Source organism: Corallococcus sp. NCSPR001, from assembly GCF_017309135.1.
Lineage (GTDB): Bacteria > Myxococcota > Myxococcia > Myxococcales > Myxococcaceae > Corallococcus.
This window is the reverse complement of sequence record NZ_JAFIMS010000002.1, coordinates 4179531-4196216: the sequence shown is the minus strand read 5'-3', so window position 1 is coordinate 4196216 and position 16686 is coordinate 4179531. Positions and strand designations below refer to the sequence as shown.

Below are 16686 nucleotides of genomic sequence, written 5' to 3'. Positions count from 1 at the left end.
TCCCACCCATGACGACCCGGGGGGGCACCTCCATGACTCCGAACGACTCGGTCCTGCTGAAAGAGCTTCAGCAGCAACGCACCCGGTTGCTGGATCTGAGCGCAACCAACCGACTCCTCCATTTCAAGCACACGGCCCGGACGTCGCTGCGCATTGTGGATGAATTGCCAGGTGTCGTCTTCGAGCGCCTGAGCAACCACCGCGCGCTCACGTTCCTGCCGGTGATGCCGCCGGCGCATGCCTCCAAGGAAGAGGAGGACGTCGACCCCGCCGCCGCGACGGTGGTGTTTTCGATGACGACGGAGGAAGCCCCCAGCAAGGACGCCCGTCAGAATCTGGTGCTTCAACAGGCGAAGAAGTTGGGCATTGATACCCGGTATGAGCTGCCCAAGGCGCTCCCGGCAGAGAGCGGCAGCAATCCTCGCAAGCACCAGGACCGCCACCTCCAGACGTTGTACTTCCCGGAGGATCTGGAGAGCCACTTGCACCGTATCCAGGGCCTCGCGCAAACGGCCATCCAGGAGACCGGAGCCAACCTGCTCCACTTCGTCTTCGGGTTCCTGCGCTGGTACGAGTCTGGCGACACGCGGCAGGAGAAGCCTCGCAGCGCTCCGCTCGTGCTCATGCCGGTGAGCCTCAAGCGCGGTCAGGCGCACCCGGAGACGCAGGTCCACGCCTACGAAGTGGACTACAACGAAGGCGAGTCCATCGAAACGAACCTCACGCTCCAGGAGAAATTGCGGCAGGAATTCGGCATCACGCTGCCGGCCTTCTCCGCGGACGAGGGCCTGGAGGCGTACTTCGACAAGGTGACGACGCTGCTCAAGGGACTGCGTCCTGGCTGGAGCCTGGAGCGGCAGGTGACCCTGACGCTGCTGTCCTTCGGGCGGCTCCTGATGTGGCGGGACCTGGAGCCTACCCGCTGGCCCCAGAACAGTCCCATGCTGGCGAACCCGCTCGTCCGAACACTGATGGGAGGACAGGCGCAGGCGAACGAACCTGGTGGAGGTGGCGGGGGCAGTCGGGAACGCCGGAGCGAGGTCTACGACCTGGATTCACCCGAGGTAAATCCTCCGCCGCTCATCACGGACGCCGACAGCAGCCAGCACAGTGTGTTGGTGGACGTACTCCGAGGCGAAAACCTGGTGGTCCAGGGGCCGCCTGGCACCGGGAAATCACAGACCATCACCAACCTCATTGGCGCGGCGCTGGCGGCGGGCAAGACCGTGCTGTTCGTCACGCAGAAGCTGGCGGCGCTGGAGGTCGTCTCGCGCCGCCTCCAGCAGGCGGGGCTCGGCGAGTTCTGCCTGGAGTTGCATAGCCACAAGACCCAGAAACAGCAGTTCATGGAGGATCTGCGTCGACGACTCAACCTGGATACGAGCGCGAGCGCCCCTCGCCCTCTCACCGAACAGGTCTTGAGCGCGGCAGGCATCCTGCGCGCGCACACCGAGCGAATGCACAAGCCTTTCGGGACGCTCGGCATGTCACCGCACGACGTGTTCTGGAAGGTCAGTCGTGCGGAGTCAGAGTTGGGGGAAGCGGTCGTGGAGTTGGAGGGCCTCCGCTTCGAGGGCGCTGAAGGTATGTCCCCCCTTGCGCTGGCGGAGGTTCGCAACGCGGTTCGGAACCTCGCGGCGCAACTGGGGGATGTTCGCCGCGTCGCGCCCATCCTCAGTGCCCACCCATGGGCGGGTGTAACGAACGATGCGCTGACCGACAAGGACCGCCAGACACTCATTCAACGGATCGCCACCTGGGAAGAGTCCGCCCTACTTCTAGAGAAGGCGCTGGCGACCTTCACCGTCCGCACGGGCGTCACGCCCAGGTCGAGCGCGCTCGCGGTGGATGCGCTGGTCTCCAACATCCGGGTCCTGCCGCAGCTTCCGGAGGGTGCTCCCGCAACGCTGGTCCCTGCCCTACTCGATTCGACGCAGCGCCAGGGATTACGAGTCCTGCTCGATGCCATCGAAGCGGTCCAGAAGCAGTGGGCGGGGTTGGAGGCGGGCTGGCGAGCCCAGGAGGACCTGACCGTGACCGCGCTGCGCGACGCGGAAGCCGTCCTCGACATTACCCTGCGCCTGCTCTCGCCTGACACCACGCTCGTCACCCTGACGCGCGCGCACGAAGCGGTGGAAGCAGCGGCCCGAGGCCTGGGGCAGGCTCGCCGGTTCGTTGCCGAAGTGGCCTTGCGCCTGGAGGTCGACGTCACGCTCTGGACGCCTCAACAAATCCAGATTTTCGCCCGCGTCGTCGAGGCCATGGCCGCCCTGGACGACACCACTTTGGAGTGGCGGGACCCACGCTGGCTTGAGCGCGAAGCCGAGGAGGCACTTCGGAAAGCCGGGGTGACGTGCACGGAATTGAAAGAGCAGGGCCGGGCGCTCGCGGTGCGCTTCATGCCCGAGCTTGTCCCTCCCCTCGCAACACTCAAGTCCCATGCCGTCGCGGTTTCGACCGCGCCATTCATCCCCTGGTTCTCGGGCGCATGGCGTGCCGCGCGGCGGGACTTCCAGGCCATGGCTCATGGTGTCCGTCCAACAAAGCCCGTACTCATCCAGGGATACAACGACCTGCTGGCACATTACGCGGCACGGGAGCGGTTCCAAGAGGACGCGACCCTGAAAGAGACCCTGGGTGCCCGCTTCCAGGGAATCGAGACGCGTTTCGATCGAATCCTCTCGTGGTTGGACACATACCGGAACATCGACGCATTGCTCCTCCCAATGGGCGAGCGAGGTCTGGAGCTGCGCCGCGCGGTGTTGGAGCGTTCCCCGAGCCAGTGGCGAGATGCCCTGGCGAGGGTCCGCGCGAAGAGTGATGAACTTCCCCAGGTCCGCGACGTGAGTACCTCCGTGCAAGAGGCCTCGACGCGCATGGGGCTGCCGCACGCGCCCTGGAACACCGAGCCCTGCGGAAAGGCCCAGGACAGTCTCGACGCCCTGCTGAAGCACCTGGGTAAGGTTCTGCATTGGGCACGGAAGGGAGATGCCCCGCCGTCCCTGCCCCTCTCTCAACTCCAGGGACAGTTGCGCAGGGTGCGCGAGGCGTGCGGAGCCGCGGAGCGGCTGGAAGCTCACGCTCCCGCAGCGGCCCTGCCGGGGGTGGCCTACCAGGGCCGGAAAACCTCACTCGCGGGTCCCCGAAGCGTTCTTCGCCATGTCGATGCCCTCCTGGCGGCGCCGCTGCCGGAAGGTCTGGCGGAGTGGCTGCTGCGAGAGGACACGCCACGAAGGCACGCGGACCTGCATGCGGCCGCGAACGAGTTGGAGACCGGGCTCACTGCCTATAGACAGTCCGCCGCCCAAGCCTGGGAACTGGGAAGGATGGCCCCGGGCACCTGGGAGGAACTCGCCACCGAGTCCCCGCTCCAATCGACGGTCTTGCGCCTGCGTCAGGCCCGAAGCCAGTCCGCGACGCTTCCGGCCTGGTGCGCGTATCAACGGCAGCGGCGCGCCGTCGCGCGAGCGCGGAGCACCGCCGGGTTCCTGGAGCGCGTCGACACACGCCCCGGTCTGGAGCCGGAACAGCTGGTCTCCGCCTTCGACGCTGTCTTCTTCCGCTCTCTGGCGGAAGCCATCCTGCGAGACCAACCAGAGCTCGATCAATTCACTGGCGCCATCCATGCATCCCAGCGAGAGGAGTTCGCACGCTTGGACACGCATTGCATCGAAAAGCAGGGCCGCTACCTGGCGCGTCAACTCAGCCAGCGTCCGGTTCCTCCCGGCGTGTCCTCGGCGAAGGTAGCGGGCATGACGGAGACTCATCTTCTGAGGCACGAGCTGGGAAAGAAGCAGCGGCACCTCCCCATCCGTGAACTGGTGGCACGCGCCGGCAGTGCGCTCCAGACGCTGATGCCGTGTTTCATGATGGGTCCGCAGTCTGTCGCCCAGTACCTGCCCGCCGGACAGCTGACCTTCGACCTGGTGGTGATGGACGAGGCCAGTCAGATGCGCCCCGAAGATGCCCTGGGAGCCATTGCCCGAGGAAAGCAGTTGGTAGTGGTGGGCGACCCGGAGCAACTCCCTCCCACCAGCTTCTTCGCCCAGATGGAGCAAGAGGACACAGACTCCAACGACGAGACAGGACACGAGGCCGAGGGCCCGTCCTTCCTGGAGGATTCAGAGAGCATCCTCACGGCGGCGGCGGAGCGGTTCCCCATGCGCATGCTGCGCTGGCATTACCGTTCCCGGCACCCCTCACTGATCGCCTTCAGCAATCGCGAGTTCTACAACGGTGACCTCATCACCTTCCCTGCACCGGGTGAGCAACTGGAAGGGTTGGGACTGCGCTTCCATAAGGTGGACGGAGGACTGTACGAGTCCAACCGCAACGTCCCCGAGGCTCGTGAGGTGCTCGCGAAGGTGAAAGAGCACGCGCGTACACACCCCGAGCAAAGCCTGTTGGTCGTCACGTTGAACTCGAAGCAGCGGGATCTCATCGACGATCTGGTGACGGCCGAGGAGAAGAACGACGCGGACCTCCGGGCCTTCCTGGCGAGGTGGGAGAAGTCACCCATGCCTTTCGACGTGAAGAACCTGGAGAACGTCCAGGGCGACGAGCGCGACGCCATCTTCGTGTCGGTCACGTTCGGTCCGGACAAGAACGATCGCTTCCGGATGAACTTCGGACCCATCAACCAGGCGGACGGATACCGCCGGTTGAACGTCCTTTTCACGCGGGCGCGCTGCGCACTCACGGTGTTCGCGTCCTTCGACCCCTCGGACCTCAAGGTCCAGGAGAGCAGTCCCCGTGGGATGCGCGTCCTGCAACGGTACCTGTCCGAAGCCAAGGGAGAGAAGGTTGCGCACGGCGTGGGGAGCGGCCGTCCACCAGACTCCGACTTCGAAATCGCCGTCGCGAAGGCGCTCGCGGCGCGGGGCTTCGAGGTGGTTCCGCAGGTAGGTGTCGCGGGCTACTTCATCGACATGGCCCTCCGGCATCCCCAGCAATCGGGCCGATACATCCTCGGCGTCGAGTGTGACGGCGAGCGGTACCACTCGTCGCGCTCCGCACGGGACCGGGATCGGCTCCGGGACCAGGTGTTGAAAGGCCTGGGGTGGAAGCTTCACCGCATCTGGTCCACGGATTGGTTCCGCTCGCCTTCAGAAGAGGTCGCCCGGATCGTCGCGCACGTTGAGGAACTCCTTCGGGAGGAGGCGGCTGGGTTGCCAGCCGTGGCGCGAGAAGAGTCCCCTGTGGATCAGCCAATGCGCGCCGTCAGCGCCTGAACAGGAAATATCCATGACAACGATCATCGCCATTGGCCTGGGCGTTTTGGGCCTTTTGCTCCTGGGCTTGTTGCTGCGGACGCGAAGCCAACTCAAGGCGGTCCAGGCACGATTCAAGCCCATCCTGGACCTGGAGGCCGAACGACGCCGGCTCGCGGAGGAGTTGACGCAAGCCCGCACTGACGCAACCGCCGCGATGGCTGCGGAACAGAAGCGGGTCCAGGATGAGTTGGCGAAGTCCCGGAGCGAAGCGGACAATGCGCTGGCTGCGGAGCGGAAGCGGGTGGAAACCGAGCTCGCCCGCGCCAAGGCGGACGTAGAGCAGGCCATCTCCGCGGAGCAGGGCCGGGCGAAGGCGGAGTTGAACCGGATCCGCGAAGAAACGAACCGGACGACGCAAAGCGCGACGCGCGCCATGGAGGAGGCGGAAGCACGTCGAAAGCAGGCGAACACCGAGCGGACCAGCCTGGAAACAGGCCTTGCCCGATTGAAAGCCGAATTGAAGGCATTGGAGGAAGAGGAGGTTCTGCTCACCTTCGGCTTCTACAAACCGGTGTACGCGCTGGCGTCGGTCAAGGAGTACGAGGACCGCTTGGAGAGGATCCGCGAATCGCAGAAGCAGATGCTGAAGAACAAGGAAGCAGCCACATGCTCCATTCAGTGGGAGGTGAATGGGAGCAAGGCGGAAGGCAAGAAGCAGATTGACCGGACCTTGAAGCTGATGCTCCGGGCGTTCAATGGCGAGGCGGACGCATGTGTGGCGAAGGTCTCCTACAAGAACGTGAAGGCCATGGAGACGCGTATCGAGAAGGCAGCTGCCGCCATCAATGGCCTCGCGGAGATCCAGCAGTGCGTCATTGCCAGGCGCTACGTCAAGCTCAAGGTCGAAGAGTTGATGCTCGCGTATGAGTACGAGGAGAAGGTGCAGCAGGAGCGTGACGAGCAGCGCCGGATCCGGGAGCAGATGCGTGAGGAGGAGGCCGCCCAACGCGAACTGGAAAAGGCGAAACTGGAAGCGGAGCGCGAAGCGAAGCGCGACGCGGAGGCCCTGGCCAAGGCGAAAGCGGACTACGAGCAGGCCAAAGGCTCAGAGCAGCAGAAGTTGATGGAGCGCATCGCGGAGCTGGAGCGCCGTGTGGCGGAGGACCTGGAGAAGCAGCGGGCCATCTCCCAGGCCCAACTCACCCGGACAGGGCACGTCTACGTCATCTCCAACATCGGCTCGTTCGGGGAGGGCGTGTTCAAGATGGGCATGACCCGCCGGCTGGTGCCCCAGGACCGCATCGACGAACTGGGAGACGCCTCGGTGCCGTTCGAGTTCGACGTTCACGCCATCATCCGGACCTCGGACGCCCCAGCCCTGGAAAACGCCCTGCACAAGGCCTTCGCGAACCGGCGCGTCAACCGCATCAACGAGCGCAAGGAGTTCTTCCGCGTCAACCTGGATGAGATCGCGGAAGCGGTCCGCAAGCACCACGGCGAGTTTGAATTGACCCGGGTGGCCGAAGCTGCGGAATACCGGAAGACATTGGCACTCCAAGAGGAGGAACAGGGTCGACCCGGTGAGCGGGCCGCATGAATTCGGCCCCGCCTACACTTCTGGTAGCGTTCACCTCTCAATGAGTTCCAACCCGTTTTCGTTTCCTGGGGATGCGCTCCCCGACGCTGTCATTTCTGCCTCTAAAACTCGGAAAATCGCGTTCCTGGTAGGCTCTCCCTTGTCGACACAGGAAAGAGCCGACGCGCCCCAGGTTCCTGGCGTGAGCGCGATGGTGGCTCTGATCCGCGAGCACCTTCCGGCCGAAGCCCAAGCAAAATTTGACGCAGACCGACTGCATAACCAATCCAACGAGTACCAATGGGCCATGCGCTTCCTGCAGGGCCGAAGCAACAAAACGGCCGCCGAGAAAGTCGTACGAGAAGCTGTCCTCCGGGCACGGCTGGATCGACAAAAGGATGGCGCTGCCACGGACGAACAGCTTGACCAAGACTATCGTGGATGGGCGCTGCCGCCTGCGACGGAGCACCTCGGCAAACTCCTGGTGGAGAGGGCCGACAAGTTTGGTCCTGTCTTGACTACAAACTTCGACCCCCTCATCTCCGCGTCAATCAAGATGGCTGGCGGGAATTTCCATCGCACCCTCGTAGTCAACGACAGTCCCTTCGGGCATACGACGCCGTCCTCCAACTCGACACACATCATTCATCTGCACGGGTACTGGCACAATTCGCCCACGCTACATACCAGCGCACAGATCGCTCGTGATCGTGATCAGGTCGCCGCAGAACTCGTTCAGATCCTTCAAAACCACACACTCATTGTCGTCGGATACGGCGGCTGGGATGACATCTTCACCAAGACGCTCTCAGCGATCAACGCCAACCGGCACAATGACGTCGACATTCTCTGGGCATTCTACGAAACCGAAGCAGACCATCTGCTTGAGGCTCGCTATCAGCATCTATTCAGCAAGGTCACCAACTTAAGAGGCAATACGGGCCTTCGCTGCTACAGCGGAATCAATTGCCACAAATTCTTCCCTGAACTGCGGAGGCAGTTTGACGCATCCATTGCCCCGCAGACGCTCCCTCCCAGCACAATCCGACCGCCACCGCAGCCATCCTCCACAAGGGCCCCAAGCTCCAAAGCATCTGAGCCAGTCGCCTCGACATCCTCAAGTGCGGCGAAGCCACCCGCGCCTGTGCCCCCCGTGTCGGACCGTCCCGCCTCCCCTTCCATTCCGAAAACAGACGGCTCGGGCAGCCCTCCGAAATCGGGCTCCAGGAGGATCCTTACGTTTGCGGCAGCCGCGCTGATTGCCGGCGGGATGGCAGCAGTCTGGCCATCCCCGAGCAAAGACGTCAGCAATGACGTCTTCGTCGTTCAGACTCCGCGCAATCTGAGGCCTGTCCAGCCGCAGCCTCCTGCGGCTTACACTCCGTTCCCATCTCCCGCCGGTGGAACACTCCGGACCGCCCGCCAGCAACACCAGGTCGTACCTGCTTCGGACGCCGAACGTGGGACTCGCGTCTCGCAGCTTCCCAGGGGCCGTTACGCCTTTGTCCCGATGAGCGCTGTTCCCACCTATAGCGCGGACACATCCATCTATGGCCCGATCCAGGAGGGAATCGAGCTTCATCGCGCCCTCTCGGATGGGTCCCTGTACCTCGTGGGCTACGCGGATGCTCCAACCATCACGGCCCTGGGATATCCGAACCCTGCTCCCATCGTCATCACCCCCACGCCCAGCAACAGAAGGACGCAGGTCGCGAGCATTCCCGTGACCCGGATGGCCACCGCGGAAGTTCGCATGGACAAAGGCACCCGCGTGTTGGTCCTCCACCTCAACTAACAATCAATGACACTCAACAATCGAATCCTCATTCTTGGGCTGACGTCGGTTATCCTGCTAGCGGGCTGTGGGCCCGAGGACTTCAGCCCGGGCCCCATCACGGAAGACCCGCCACTCGAAGAAATTTGTACTTCGGCGAACTGCGCAGGCTGCTGCGATCCAACCACGAACAAGTGCGTCGAAGTTCGCACCAACGATGCATGCGGAGTCACCGGCACCCAATGCACGAAGTGCGCGACCGGGACCATCTGCCATCCATCACAGCAGCAGTGCTACACCCCCACCATCCGCACGAAGATCCAGCCTCTGCGCGCCCAGATCGCGCCGCAGGATCCTGCCGACAACAGTGATTGGGATGTGGATGGCTCGCCGCCGGATGTCGTGATCAAGCTGTCCTGCCCCAACGCGCAGCCTGCGCCCCCATCCGAGGAAGTTGAAAGCTTCACTCCCACCTGGACGAAGGGGGCATGCGACGTCCTGAGCACCGATCTGCTTTCGGCCCCCATCCAGTTCAGCGTCATCGACGTCGACACCCTCTTTGACGACCCGATTGCGTCGGTGCAGTACCAGGTGACTCGAGCCGACACTGACCGTGGCGTCCTGGAGTTCACGGGGTCCGGTGCGTTGCTCTCCGTGGCTTTCCAGGTCACCACCTACTACGCCGAATAGACGGATACCTCGATCCGCCGCCAGCGTTGCTGGATGCTGGCGGCCATGTGCTTGCGGAGGTTTGCCATCCAGCGCTGACACGTCCTGGTCGCATCCTGCTCCCCTGCATTGAAGCCCAGTTCCAGGTCGAGGGCCCAATGCAGACTGGTGATGGCCTCGAGCCGCAGCTCATCCGGGGCCTTGAGCCGCGAGCGGGCCGCTGCCTCGAAGCATGGGTCCAGGAGGAGTGCCGCGATCGTGAGTTGAGGGCACGCCCCGCTTCGCCGGTCGATCAGCTCCCACAGTGCCGCCAGTGGCTCCGGACGCGCTCCGCCAATCAGCATCGCGACAACGGCCAGCTTGTGGAAGATGGGATGTGTCTCACGGAAGAGCGCGAGGATTTCAGCATCCACGCCAGGACTCATCTCCACCGCTGCTTCCACGTGCAGCACCAGCTCCTTACGGTCCAACCATCGGAGCGCGCGCGGGCCGGGGTCGAGAAGGAGGGCATCCATGAACGATGGGTACCCGCCATACTCCTGATAATAGCGCACACCTGCATTGCCCAGTCCCGCCCGCGCGTAGGTGCGAGGCCGGTCCGACAGAACGCCCGCGACACACGCTTCCTCCATGTCACAGCAAGACAACTCCGCGCCTCGGAGATTGGCGCAGCGCAGGTCCGCCTTCATCAATGTCGCTGCGGTCAAACGGGCGCCCTGAAGCCGGACGCGGCGGAATGAGCCGCGCACCAGGTTCGAAGCCGTGAGGGTCGCCCCTTCCATGGAGGCATCGTCCCAGCAGGTGCCCATCGCGACACACGCCATCAAACTGGCGCGCTCCAATCGCGCCCAGGACAGCGAGGCACCTGACAACGTGGCGAAGTCGAGCCGCGCCTCTTGGAGCCCGCAGTCGTCCAGACGGGCGCCATCGAGCCGTACATGGACGAGATCCGCGCCCGGTAGCTCTTCTTGTGTGAGGTCGATGCCTCGGAGATCCCCCACTTGGGGCCCCAGTGCATCCGCTCCCGGAAAGCCCTTGAGGACTTCACGCCAGGGCCCCTGGAATCCCGAGGCGAGCAGTCGCTCGCGCCGATGCAAGCCATCAGGTGTGAGCCAGCGCTCTGTCAGTTCGGGCAGCATGGCCGGGCTATAACACCTGGAACCAGAGGCGTTCGATGCCCTCCGGAACGTTCGCTATTCCTGATGCCGGGAGCACGGGTACCAGTGGGTATGATGCAAGGCCATGTACCCGATTCGCCGCCTTCTCGTTCGTGGACCGTGGTTGTTCGACCTCCGACCGCATCGGCTCATCGCCTTCCACGGAGCTGAAGGCATGCGCCGGGAGGTAGAAGGAGACGTGCCGGAGTACTCGTCCGCGCCCGTAGTGCTCGCCGCGCTCAATGAGTCAACGGACGTCTGGGTGGGAAGCGGGGATCGGCGTGTCTTCTCCGTGAGCACCGATGTGAGCGCATCCGTTCAGGCCTTTCCGAGGGAATGCTTCGATCTCACCTCCGATGGGAACCGGCTCATTGGAACGATGGTGGACGGCGCCCTCAAGCTGACCACCGTCTTCACGACCGATGGGTCCGGGCAGCGTTGGGAGCCCATGACTTTGCCCAAGCCCGTGTCCACCACGCACGGGTATGGCTATTCCGAGGGACGCCCTCCCCGTCAGTCCCCAGATGGGGCGTTCCTCGACACGAGCCCCTTTGGCATCACCGTCGTGGAGAAGGGCCGGGGCCGCGTCTACGTGCTCCGCTCGGGGGCGGCTCAGCCGGAGGGCGCGCTCCAGGTGGAACCGGGCCATGAGCAGGACATCTGGCGGGCCCTGGCCACTTCCCAGGGTGTGCTTCTCCTGCTCGTCATCGACTACCGGCAGACGGTGCTTCTTCACTTCGCGCTCGACGGCACCCTACTCGGCTCCCTCCCGTCCAACGATGAGGATGAGGACGAAGATGACGTTGAACTGACCTGGGGCGGTAAAGGGGTGTGCGTTCTCGACTCGGAGCGGGCGCTCCTCTTCGTGCAGGACAAGACCCTCCTGGTATCCCTGCCCGGGCTCCAGGTGCTTGAGACGCTCGCGGGGGAGTGGCCCCAATTCGTGTCCGTGGCGCCCGCTGGGCCAAACCGGTGGTGGGTGGGGTCCGAGGACAGTGACGCGCTCTTCCTGCTCACCGCCGAGCCCGGACAGCCCTTGCGCCTCGACACCTCGAACCGTCCGGTGAGCCCGGGCGCGCCGCTCATGCACGTGGGCTACAAGACACCCACGCTCCACTGGACCGAACACACCTCGGCACCGCTGACTGTGTCCGCGCCCGTGTCCGAGACGTGGCGGGCGGTGGTGCGCAATGACGGGACCGCGTGCGAGGCGGTACGGATCCGCGTGTCCGGGGTGCTCATCGGTGCTCGTGTGGTGGACGTGAGCGTGCGGTATCGCGGTCAGCCACTCCCGATGGAGGAGGAGCACCGCGTGAACGTCGTGGGGGTTACCGGCGGCCTGGAGGCAGGGGCCACCGCGGAGCTGGAGATGACCTTCAAGCCCCGGAGCGAGGGCTCAGGACCGCTGACCATCACCGTCGAGCCATGCTCCTGGCAGTCTCAGGGCAAAGAGTGGCAGTGGGACAAAGAGCCGTCTCGCGTCCTCGTGGTGACGGGCCATTCGGCATCCGCTCAATTCCTGCTCACGGTGGAGTAGCGCGAACCTTCTCGGGCTCGGGTGCGGCGCTCATCCTCCAGAGCAGGGCGCCTCCCCCAATGACGACTCCCAGGCCCACTGCCGCCGCGAGGATCCATCCTCGTCCCAGGCGGGGCCGTGCCTGGCTCTCCGGGCCGTCCGGAGCCGGGGCAATGACGCTCGGATCGTCGCTCGGTGAGACCTGTTGGACGAGTTGGGCCACCTGTTTCGGTGTCACCGGCTCCCTCACCGAACGGATGAAGGCCTCCAGGTCCTTCCGGAACGCGTGGCAGTCCGGATACCGCTCGTCCCGATCCTTCGCGAGCGCCCGGGCGAGGATGGCTCGTAGGGCATCGGGCAGGTCTGGCCGGTGCTGCTCGGCAGGGACGATGGGCTCAGTCGCGACGACCCGAAACAAGTCCCAGTCGGACGTGGACTCAAAGGGCCTACGCGTGGTGAGCAGTTCGTAGAGCACCAGACCCAGCGCGTAGACGTCCGCCCGCCGGTCCAACGGCCTGCCCATGACCTCCTCGGACGCCATGTACCTGTACTTGCCTAGGTTGGGCATGGGGTGTTCGGGTGTCCACCGGATCCGGAAATGCTCGATGCCGAAGTCCACCACCTTCGTCGTCCCCTGGCGCGACAGGAGGATGTTGTACGGCCGGATGCAGCGGTGGATGAGCCGCAGCGGCTGGTTCGTCTCGGGGTCGGTGAGGTCGTGGGCATAGGCGAGCCCCTCGCAAGCTTGCGAGATGATGCGCGCGCACAGCGTCGCTGGCAGGGTCATCCGCTGGGCCACCACGTGATTGATCACCCCGCGCAGGCTGGGCCCATCAACGTGCTCTCTCGCGAGAAAGTACGTGCCTTCCGCCTCACCTACATCAAAGACCTTCCCGAGGTGCGGGTGCGTGAGCCGGGCGGCGTCCCTCGCCGTGTCGAGGAACATCTCCGGGACATCCACCTGCTCCGCCATGTCCGAGCGGAGGCACTGGAGCACCAGCGTCTTCTCGACGCCCCGCGGGCCGGCGGCCGTGGCCAGATGGTCCTCGATGATGCCTTCGGAGAGCAGGCGGATGCGCTGGTATTTGCCGACTTGGGATGTCACGGGGCGTATGAATAGCAGACCATGACCCGCTACCGCTTCCTTGGGCTTCTGCTGGCGCTGCTGCCTCTCCATGTCAGCGCTGTCCCCATTCCAGCGGAGCAGTTGGTGGGAACCTGGGGCAGTGAGCGCGTCCTCGGACCTCAGGTTCGCGGAGAGTTGACACTGGTTCGTGAAGGAACGACGTGGCGAGCATGCATCGCGGGCTTCGACGTCCCGGCCCAGGTCGAGGGCCGCAAGGTGTCCGTCGTCTTCCCAGGCGGCGAACTCCGAGCGACGTTGGCGGAGAACGGCCAGATCATCTCGGGGCACTGGATCCAGCCGCGCGTGCTCATGAGCGGCATGAAGTTCGCCTCTCCCGTGGAGCTGCGCGCGCTTCAGCCGAGGGTCTGGCGCGGCAACGTGGCTCCGCTGGAGGACCGGTTCTCGCTGTACCTCGTCGTCCAGAAGCAGCCTGACGGCTCCGTGACGGCATTCATCCGCAACCCGGAGCGGAACTTCGGCAACCGCATGCTGTTCCGCGTGGAGCTCCAGGACCGCACGGTCCGGCTCACGTCCACCAAGGACAACACCCGTATCGAAGGCACGTTCGACGCGCAGTCCGGACGGCTGTCCCTCCCCTACCCTCCCTTCGACACGATGTTCGACTTCACCCGCCGGGACCGTTCGCAGGCCGTGGGTCTCTACTCCCGCACACCTGCTCCCGGCCCCTACGCCTACCAAAAGCCCATCGCGGAGGATGACGGTTGGACCACGGCATCCCCTACCGACGTCGGCATGGACATCCAGCCGCTCCAGCAACTCGTGCAGCGCATCCTCGACCAGGAACCGAGCCCGGAATCCGTCCCCGCCATTCAGGGCCTGCTCATCGCGCGCCATGGAAAGCTCATCCTCGAAGAGTACTTCCAGGGCTTCGACAAGGAGCGTCCCCATGACCTGCGGTCCTCCTCCAAGTCCTATGCGTCCCTGCTGATTGGCATTGCCCTGGACCAGGGCGCCCCCTTCACCGTGGACACGCCCGTCGCGTCACTCTTCCCCGAGTACAAGGGCAAGCTCTCCAACCTGGACGCGCGCAAGCGCAAGCTCACCGTCGCTCACCTGATGACCATGGCCACGGGTCTGGCCTGTGACGACGACGATCCGGATTCACCTGGCAACGAGGACCGGCTCGAGGACTCCGTACCGGATTGGTACAAGTACACGCTAGACCTCCCCATGGTCCGCGCTCCCGGCGGTGGGAAGGCCGTGTACTGCTCCGCGAACATCAACCTGCTCGGGGGCATCCTCCACAACACCACCCGCACCTGGATCCCCGAGTTCTTCACCCAGAACGTCGCCACGCCCCTCCAGATGCGCGGCTACCACCTGGACCTGATGCCCGACGGCGAGCAGTACCTGGGCGGCGGCATCTACATGCGTCCCCGCGATGCCCTGAAGCTCGGGCAGCTCTACCTCTCCGGCGGCACGTGGAATGGGAAGCGCGTGGTGAGCCAGCGATGGGTGGAACGCTCCGTCGCGAAACAGGCGACGATGCCGGATGGACGAACCTACGGCTACACGTGGTGGCGCCATGAGCTTCGCGTCGGTGACCGGGTGTATTCGCAGTACGAAGCCAGCGGCAACGGTGGCCAGCTCGTGATGGTCGTCCCGGAGCTGGACCTCGTCGTGCTGTTCACCGCGGGCAACTACAACCACGTCTCCCTCTGGCGGAAGTTCCGCGAGGAGCTCCTGCCCCGGTACGTCATGGCCGCGGTCACGGCTCCCCCGCGGCCCTGACCGGCGTTCAATCGCGGTCCGGCGCTCCCAGCGGGAAGAAATGCCGGTAGGGCCGCCCCCCATCCACCGCGCGGGCAACGGACGGGCGCGCGAGCAACCTCGCGCGATAGGCGCGCAGTTGGGGACACGACTCGGGAATCCGATGCGTCCAGTCCGCGTAGAACAGCGACGGCGCGGCCGCACAGTCCGCCAGAGTGAAGTCGTTGCCCGCCGCCCAGGTCCGGCCCCCCAGCTGCCCTTCAATCCAGCCGTAGGCGCGCTCCAGTTTCTCCACCGCCATCTTCATCCCGTCCTGGCGCTTCACCGGATCCCCCGTCAGCGCTCCGTCCACGGCGTGCTGGGCCGCGTTCATGACGTGCAGGTCGAAGAAGCGGTCGAGGAACCGCACGTCCAGCGCGGCCATCGGTTCCTCCGGCAACAGGCGCACCTGCCCGGGATGCTTCAGCTGGAGATACTCGATGATGATGCTCGTCTCGACGACCTGACGGTCCCCGTCCACCAGCAGCGGGAACTTGCGCAGCGGCCAGCGGCGCAGCCATTCGGCTGAATGCTCCGGCGTCTCCGGGCTGATGCTTCGAAACTCGAAGGACGTGCCGTTCTCGTACAGCGCGATGAGCACCTTCTGCGTGTACGAAGAGAAATAGTGACCGTAGACCGCGAGCGACATCGTTGGACCCCTCCATGAGACCACTTGCGTTTCGCAATGGGTTGAACCGTAGTTGGACCCCTTGCATACTGCAAGGAGCATGGCCAGGCCTCAAACAGGGCGCTCCGGCTGCCCCATCAACCTGACACTCGAACAGCTCGGCGACCGTTGGAGCCTGATCGTCATCCGCGATGTCATGTTCGGGAACCGGCGCAGCTACGGCGACCTGCTCTCGCAGAGCGAGGAAGGCATCGCCTCCAACATCCTCGCGGACCGGCTCAAGCGCCTGACCGCGTCCGGCCTGCTGTCGCGGCGTCCGGATCCGAAGCACCAGCAAAAAGGCATCTACAGCCTCACGGAGGCGTCCATCCAACTGGTGCCCCTGCTCGCGCACATGGGGGCCTGGGGCCGCCGACACACACAGGTGAGCGAGGAGCTGTCCGTGCGCGCGGAGCTGCTGGAGAAGGGCGGCCCGCCGCTCTGGGACGCGTTCATGGAGGAGTTGCGCCACCTGCACCTGGACGCTCCACGCCCTTCCCGCTCGGTGTTCCGTGAGCTTCAGGCCGCATATGAGAAGGCCGTCGCACGCAAGGCCCGGGACTGAAGGTCCTGAAACGGGTTAGCGTTCACCGCGCTCATGAAAGTCCTCGGCTGGTTGTTCGTCCTGATGTGCGCGCTGTGGCTCCCTGCATGCGGTCCCTACGACTGCACCCCGGAGAACTGCGCGGACGGCTGCTGCTCCGCGCTCAATGAGTGCATCCGCTACCGGAGCGACTCGGAATGCGGCCCCAATGGCGGCCTCTGTGAAGCCTGCGGGGCAGGCAGTGTCTGCCGGCTGGACCAGCGCGCCTGCTACACGGGCGTGATGCGCACCTTCATCCAGCCCCGGTACGCCACCATCGCGGACTTCGACCCGGACACGGGCGAGGACTGGGATTCCGATGGCTCGCCGCCGGACGTCGTCGTGGAGATGAACTGCCCCTCCGCTCCCGAACGCACCCGCACCGAGGAAGACGAGAGCTGGGACCCCGAATGGAGGACCGGCGGCTGCCAGGTCATCACGTCCAACCTCCTGCGCTACCCGCTCGAAATCTCCATCTTCGACAACGACGACTACACCTTCGATGACGAGTTCGGCGGCCTCTCCTACCAGGTCACCCGCGCAGACCTGAACCTGGGCCGCATCGAGCTCTCCATCCCGCCCATCGTGAAGACGCTCGTCTTCGACCTGAGCCACAACTACGCGCCGCAGTGAGC

The 16686-nt window shown here is 64.8% G+C and carries 11 protein-coding genes; 8 read left to right on the top strand and 3 right to left on the bottom strand.

The window, feature by feature from the left end:
* Window positions 1–32 precede the first annotated feature (32 nt).
* The 4 genes from JYJ93_RS19090 to JYJ93_RS19075 all read left to right on the top strand — a co-directional run bounded on the left by JYJ93_RS19090 (window position 33) and on the right by JYJ93_RS19075 (window position 9253).
* Window positions 33–5231 (top strand): DUF4011 domain-containing protein, encoded by a 5199-nt coding sequence (locus JYJ93_RS19090; protein ID WP_206793305.1) that lies wholly within the window; start codon window positions 33–35, stop codon window positions 5229–5231.
* Between the two features lie 13 nt (window positions 5232–5244).
* The gene (locus JYJ93_RS19085; protein ID WP_206793303.1) at window positions 5245–6810 is read left to right on the top strand and encodes a DUF4041 domain-containing protein; all 1566 of its coding nucleotides are present in this window, start codon (window positions 5245–5247) and stop codon (window positions 6808–6810) included.
* A gap of 190 nt (window positions 6811–7000) precedes the next feature.
* Complete coding sequence (locus JYJ93_RS19080; RefSeq protein WP_242544528.1) at window positions 7001–8584, top strand: SIR2 family protein; 1584 nt, start codon at window positions 7001–7003, stop codon at window positions 8582–8584.
* A gap of 6 nt (window positions 8585–8590) precedes the next feature.
* Window positions 8591–9253, top strand: a complete 663-nt coding sequence (locus JYJ93_RS19075) for a hypothetical protein (protein ID WP_206793299.1) — start codon at window positions 8591–8593, stop codon at window positions 9251–9253.
* Here JYJ93_RS19075 and JYJ93_RS19070 read toward each other — a convergent pair.
* Window positions 9241–10371 carry a pentapeptide repeat-containing protein gene (locus tag JYJ93_RS19070; RefSeq protein WP_206793297.1) on the bottom strand — a complete coding sequence of 377 codons (1131 nt, stop codon included), beginning with the start codon at window positions 10369–10371 and terminating at the stop codon, window positions 9241–9243. The two genes, JYJ93_RS19075 and JYJ93_RS19070, sit on opposite strands and share 13 nt — an antisense overlap.
* Before the next feature lie 466 nt (window positions 10372–10837).
* Between JYJ93_RS19070 and JYJ93_RS19065 the strand changes: the two genes are divergently transcribed.
* Window positions 10838–11926 (top strand): hypothetical protein, encoded by a 1089-nt coding sequence (locus tag JYJ93_RS19065; protein WP_206793294.1) that lies wholly within the window; start codon window positions 10838–10840, stop codon window positions 11924–11926.
* Here JYJ93_RS19065 and JYJ93_RS19060 read toward each other — a convergent pair.
* A complete protein-coding gene (locus JYJ93_RS19060) occupies window positions 11913–13010 on the bottom strand; it encodes a serine/threonine-protein kinase (protein ID WP_206793292.1) in 1098 nt (365 codons plus the stop codon). The two genes, JYJ93_RS19065 and JYJ93_RS19060, sit on opposite strands and share 14 nt — an antisense overlap.
* A 156-nt stretch (window positions 13011–13166) precedes the next feature.
* On the opposite strand from JYJ93_RS19060, the gene JYJ93_RS19055 reads away from it, so the two are divergent.
* Window positions 13167–14783 (top strand): serine hydrolase, encoded by a 1617-nt coding sequence (locus tag JYJ93_RS19055; protein WP_242543857.1) that lies wholly within the window; start codon window positions 13167–13169, stop codon window positions 14781–14783.
* 7 nt (window positions 14784–14790) lie between these two features.
* Here the strand turns inward: JYJ93_RS19055 and JYJ93_RS19050 are convergent, their stop codons facing one another.
* Window positions 14791–15450 (bottom strand): glutathione S-transferase family protein, encoded by a 660-nt coding sequence (locus tag JYJ93_RS19050; RefSeq protein ID WP_206793290.1) that lies wholly within the window; start codon window positions 15448–15450, stop codon window positions 14791–14793.
* A gap of 79 nt (window positions 15451–15529) precedes the next feature.
* On the opposite strand from JYJ93_RS19050, the gene JYJ93_RS19045 reads away from it, so the two are divergent.
* Both JYJ93_RS19045 and JYJ93_RS19040 read left to right on the top strand, forming a co-directional pair.
* Window positions 15530–16033, top strand: a complete 504-nt coding sequence (locus JYJ93_RS19045; protein WP_206793288.1) for a helix-turn-helix domain-containing protein — start codon at window positions 15530–15532, stop codon at window positions 16031–16033.
* Between the two features lie 33 nt (window positions 16034–16066).
* Window positions 16067–16684 carry a hypothetical protein gene (locus JYJ93_RS19040; RefSeq protein ID WP_206793286.1) on the top strand — a complete coding sequence of 206 codons (618 nt, stop codon included), beginning with the start codon at window positions 16067–16069 and terminating at the stop codon, window positions 16682–16684.
* Window positions 16685–16686: the final 2 nt, after the last annotated feature.

Excerpts from the sequence above, each read along its gene's own strand:
- JYJ93_RS19090 (WP_206793305.1), top strand. The coding sequence starts at position 33 with ATGACTCCGAACGACTCGGTCCTGCTGAAAGAGCTTCAGCAGCAACGC.
- JYJ93_RS19085 (WP_206793303.1), top strand. The coding sequence starts at position 5,245 with ATGACAACGATCATCGCCATTGGCCTGGGCGTTTTGGGCCTTTTGCTC.
- JYJ93_RS19080 (WP_242544528.1), top strand. The coding sequence starts at position 7,001 with ATGGTGGCTCTGATCCGCGAGCACCTTCCGGCCGAAGCCCAAGCAAAA.
- JYJ93_RS19075 (WP_206793299.1), top strand. The coding sequence starts at position 8,591 with ATGACACTCAACAATCGAATCCTCATTCTTGGGCTGACGTCGGTTATC.
- JYJ93_RS19070 (WP_206793297.1), bottom strand. The coding sequence starts at position 10,371 with ATGCTGCCCGAACTGACAGAGCGCTGGCTCACACCTGATGGCTTGCAT.
- JYJ93_RS19065 (WP_206793294.1), top strand. The coding sequence starts at position 10,838 with ATGACTTTGCCCAAGCCCGTGTCCACCACGCACGGGTATGGCTATTCC.
- JYJ93_RS19050 (WP_206793290.1), bottom strand. The coding sequence starts at position 15,450 with ATGTCGCTCGCGGTCTACGGTCACTATTTCTCTTCGTACACGCAGAAG.
- JYJ93_RS19045 (WP_206793288.1), top strand. The coding sequence starts at position 15,530 with ATGGCCAGGCCTCAAACAGGGCGCTCCGGCTGCCCCATCAACCTGACA.
- JYJ93_RS19040 (WP_206793286.1), top strand. The coding sequence starts at position 16,067 with ATGAAAGTCCTCGGCTGGTTGTTCGTCCTGATGTGCGCGCTGTGGCTC.